This window comes from Streptomyces sp. NPDC005070 (genome assembly GCF_053600395.1).
Genome location: NZ_JBSFZS010000278.1, coordinates 1 through 4,404 on the forward strand (window position 1 = coordinate 1; position 4,404 = coordinate 4,404).

A 4,404-nucleotide genomic window follows, 5' to 3' on the forward strand; every position below is an offset into this window, starting at 1 on the left:
GAGCCGGGGCTCCGCCGACACGTGCCCTGCACCGAGCACGCTGAGCCCCCAGGGCTCTTTGATCTCTGTCATTCGAGGATCGAATCAGTAACGTCTCACCGCCGCAACAGGCTTGAAAACCGTCGTGGCGCGAGTCACCGTGGGTTCAAATCCCACACCCACCGCAGGTGAACGGCCCCTGACCAGCCAACTTGAGTTCTAGGAGTCGTCGCAACACCCCAGTTGGGGAGTGTGATGGACTTCGAGATTCGGGACCGGTCGGTCAACCAGGGACGCCGTAGGTTGACCGAGGAACGGCGCATTTACCTTCAGCTCGTGCAACAGGGTATGAGCAGTGTGGAAGCGTGCCGGATCGTCGGGATCAACTACCGGACGGGAAAGCGGTGGCGTAACGGCCGCGCACCGTCCGGCAGGACGGTCGGGGCGCCACCGATCCCTGCGGTGGCGCCTTCGGGTCCTTCCCGCTACCTCCGTGAAGCCGACCGGATCCATATCGCCGACCGGCTGCGGGAGAAGACCACGATCCGGCAGATCGCCACCGAGCTGGGCCGCAGCCCCTCCACGATCAGCCGGGAGATCCGCCGCAACGGCACGGTCGACCCCCGCGGAGCCCGGCGCTACCGCTCGTACTCGGCCCAGACCCGGGCCGACAGCCGGCGCCTCCGCCCCAAGCCGGGGAAGATCGCCCAGAGCCTGGAACTGCGCGCCTTCATCCAAGAGCATCTGGACCTGCGATGGAGTCCGGAACAGATATGCCAGGCCCTGCGCACCCGCTTCCCCCAACGGCCGGAGCTGCACGTGGTCCACGAGACCGTCTACCAGGCCCTCTACGTCCAGGGCAGAGGCGAGCTACGCCGCGAGCTCGCCAAGGCACTACGGACCGGTCGCGTCCGGCGCAAGCCCCGCCGCCAGGCCCAGCAGCGCCAGCCCCGCTTCCGCGACCCCATGGTGATGATCAGCGCGCGGCTGGCGTCTCAGGGAGTTGATGCGGCCGACGCTGAGCCCGAATTCCTCGCCGAGCTCTTTGGCATCGACCAAGTCGCGCCGGTGGCCGCTGAGGGCCACCGGATGGGCCCGCGCCCCCGACTCCCTCAGCCCTGCTGCCACTTCCCGCCAGATCCAGCCGCCGCTGCGGGCGCCTGCCACCAGGATGAAGGTCGTCATCGCTGTCTCCTCGTACCGGGTTCCACGGGCCGCGCGTACCGGCGCTCCGTGCTCGCCGGTACGGTAGGAACTCCCCCTGAGGGAGGTTCAAGTCCGTGTCCCCCGACACCCTGTGGAGCATCGGAGAGCTCGCCGAGCGCGCCGGAGTCACCGTCAAGACCGTCCGCTTCTACTCGGACCGGGGCCTGCTGCCCGAAGGCACCCGCAGTTCCGGCGGCCACCGCCGCTACGGCCCCGAGGCGCTCGACCGGCTGCGCCTGATCCGCTCGCTGCGCACCCTCGACCTGCCGGTTCCCGAAGTGGAGCGGATCCTCGACCGGGACGACACGCTGGAGGACGTCGTCGCGGGTCAACTGCGGCAGATCGGCTCGCGGCTCACCGCCCTGCGCTGGCAGGAAGCGGCACTCCAACTGCTCCGGGACTGCGCCCCCGAGGAACGCGCCGCTCGCCTGCGGCTGATCGGCGCCGTGTCCGTCCCGCCCAGCACCGCACCGCTGGCCCGATTCTGGCGGCGCTGGCTGCCGCCACGGCTCCCGGCCCGGCTCGTCTCCGCGATCGTCGAACACTCCGTCCCGCAGCTCCCGGAAGGCCCGACACCGGCCCAGGTGCTGGCCTTCACGCGGCTGCACGCCTTCGTCACCGCGCCGTGCCCCGGCACGGACAACGGACAGCCCGCAGCGCACCAGCCCGACGGAGGCCGTCCGGCCGTGCTCTACGACGGTCTCGTCGAGGCGTACGCCCTGGCGTCGCCGCAGGTGCGTGCGGAGCGGTCACCCCGAGCGGGCGAGGCGCTCGACTGCTTCGTCTCCGCCTACGCCCGCTCCCGTGACACGCGGGACACGCCCGCCTTCCGCCGCGGGCTCAGCGGGCAACTGGCCGCGGACCCCCGTATCGACCACTACTGGAATCTCACCGCCGAGATCACCGCCTCGCCCGAACCGGCCCCCGGCGCCATCCACGACTGGCTCTGCGCCGCACTGGACGAACAGGTCGCCCGCGAGGCGGGCTGAGCCGGTCGTCCCTCCTGTTCCGTCCCTTGTCTTCGGCGGAGGCGGGACGAGAAGATCACCGGGCCGACGGATCGTGGGGTTCCGGCGGTTCACGGTGGGGGAGTGCGGGTGCTGGGAGACATGCGGCTGCTGGGAGAACCGGACCCGGCAGGGGTGCGGCACGCCAGGATGTTGCTGGCAGCCGTGATGGTCGCCTGGGCCTTGGGCCTCCTGATCCAGTGGTACATGGAACGGGACCTGGTGACCGGCAGCCAGGGGCCCTTTCCCACGGCGTTGGGGTCGGAGGCGCCGGCCGCACCGACGCATACCGTGCACCGGTCCTACCGTCCCGAAGCGCTGGTCCACGGACTGGCCGTCGTCCCCACCGACTCCGGTGTCAGAGCCCTGAACGTACGTACGGGCAAGGAGTACTGGCGTTACGAGCGGCGCGACGACGACGCCGACATGCCATCGGTCGAGGTGTCGGCCGACACGGTGGTGGCCTGGTTCGAGGACGGAAAGCTGGTGGGCATCGATCTGCGCACCGGGAGCGTACGGTGGCGCGCCGATTTCGCACAGCACGGCTATCAGCACCTTCACATCGGCGCGGGTCAGGTCGTCGCGCAGACCCCCGGTGGCGTCGCCGCCTTCTCCGAGCGCAGCGGGGCCGCGTTGTGGAAGCTGAAGGATCCCGGCTCCTGCCAGGGCCTCAGTCCCTGGGGCGTCTACGACATGGCGGAGCACCTGACCGTCGTCAGACTGAACTGCGATGGCGGGGACGGGGTGGGTGGCATCGTCATCGGGGTCGACAGCCGCACCGGCGCCGCGCTGTGGAAGCGCGCCGCCCGGCAGGACGTCTACCAGGCCGACGACCACACCCTGGTCGCGGACTCCCCGACGGATACGGGCTATGCGGGTGACGCGGCCCGCGTCCAGCTCCTGCACGTCGACCGACACGGTGCCGAACCGCGGACCGCATTCACCAGCGACGACTGGGCTCCCACGTCGGCACACGACGGCGTCATCATCTCTGACGCCGGAGATGAACCGCCGGACAGTGCCCACAGCACCGACCTGACGGCCTACGACACACAGGCCGGCAAGCGTGCCTGGGAACGCCGAGCCGCGGCAGGCCATTCGTTCGGATCGGTCAGGATCGCCGACGGACGGGTCTACGTCGTGGAGAACTCGACGGTCCTCGAAGAGCACAAGGACCGGGATCTCCAGGCCGACCTGCTCGTCCTGGACGCCCACAGCGGAAAGCTGCTCCACAGGCTGCGTCTGCCGCACCTGACCGTGCCGGACGATTTCTCGCTGACCGACCTCGCGGTCCAGGGGGTCGGTGACGGCGCTGTCCGCGTCGGGTGGCTCGAGTCGTTGGACGAGGTGTGGATCGTGACCTGAGCGGCCCGAGCCGACGGGCCGACGAGAAGGACGCTCAGAACGCCCACCGTGTGTGGGTGTAGACCCCGTCGTCGCGACCGAAGCCGTACGCGGTGGCCGGGGCGACCGCGTACACCACCGCGTCTCCCTTGCGGAACGCGTTCCCGATCCCGTGGAAGGTGCCCTCCGGGGAGGTGATGTGCGGCCCGTACTTCGTCTCGTACGCGGTGATCACCTCTTCCAGAACGGCCGGATCGGTGACCGCTGAGGCCTCGCCCTCGATCACGAGGTCGAGGCCTTCGGTGAGCGAGTTCCCGCCGGTGGTCAGTGCGCAGTGACTGTCGTGAGCGAGGTTCTTCGCCTTCTGCTCGCCTGGGCCGGTGGAGAAGTACAACACCCCTTCGTGCCAGGCGGCGATCACGGGGGTGACGTGCAACCGCCCGTCGGGCCGCACGGTCGACACCCAGAAGATCTCGGCGGCCTCCATCGTGCGCTGGGCCTCGGCCCATTCGGTGGCCGTGACGTCCGCGGCTCCCGGGCGGGGTCGGAGCGCGGAGCTGTAGCGGGCATCGAGCTCGGCTGTGGGCGGGTTCGCGGGTTCCTGTGTGGGCATGAGGGAACTCCCTTCCTCTTCCTGACAAGGACTGGCCGGGGGCCCCGAACTCATCGCCGCAGCCGCTCTCGCGTCGGACCAGGCGACCGGCTGCCGGGTTCAGGGGGAGACGATGGCGTTGAGTCCGTAGTCCAGTTCCGATCCGTCGACGAGCACGGCCTCGACCGTGCGCGTGCGGGGGTCGATGTCGGCCACGATGCCCTCGCCCGCGTAGCGCGGGTAGCCCGTCTCGCCTGTCTCGCCGGTCGCTTCGAC

At 70.0% G+C, this 4,404-nt stretch carries 4 protein-coding genes and 1 pseudogene; 3 read left to right on the forward strand and 2 right to left on the reverse strand.

The window, feature by feature from the left end:
* Positions 1 to 234: 234 nt before the first annotated feature.
* Positions 235 to 972, forward strand: a pseudogene (locus tag ACWEBX_RS37545) (helix-turn-helix domain-containing protein); the annotation flags it as partial.
* On the opposite strand, the gene ACWEBX_RS37550 reads toward ACWEBX_RS37545, so the two are convergent.
* Positions 874 to 1,164, reverse strand: a complete 291-nt coding sequence (locus ACWEBX_RS37550; protein ID WP_451889223.1) for a hypothetical protein — start codon at positions 1,162 to 1,164, stop codon at positions 874 to 876. The pseudogene ACWEBX_RS37545 and the gene ACWEBX_RS37550 sit on opposite strands and share 99 nt — an antisense overlap.
* A gap of 95 nt (positions 1,165 to 1,259) precedes the next feature.
* Between ACWEBX_RS37550 and ACWEBX_RS37555 the strand changes: the two genes are divergently transcribed.
* On the forward strand, positions 1,260 to 2,174 hold the full coding sequence (locus ACWEBX_RS37555) for a helix-turn-helix domain-containing protein (protein WP_451889220.1): 915 nt from the start codon (positions 1,260 to 1,262) through the stop codon (positions 2,172 to 2,174).
* Between the two features lie 108 nt (positions 2,175 to 2,282).
* Positions 2,283 to 3,557: an outer membrane protein assembly factor BamB family protein gene (locus ACWEBX_RS37560; protein ID WP_451889221.1), complete on the forward strand. Its 1,275-nt coding sequence runs from the start codon at positions 2,283 to 2,285 to the stop codon at positions 3,555 to 3,557.
* 34 nt (positions 3,558 to 3,591) lie between these two features.
* On the opposite strand, the gene ACWEBX_RS37565 is transcribed toward ACWEBX_RS37560, so the two are convergent.
* Positions 3,592 to 4,149, reverse strand: a complete 558-nt coding sequence (locus ACWEBX_RS37565) for a pyridoxamine 5'-phosphate oxidase family protein (RefSeq protein WP_451889222.1) — start codon at positions 4,147 to 4,149, stop codon at positions 3,592 to 3,594.
* Positions 4,150 to 4,404: the final 255 nt, after the last annotated feature.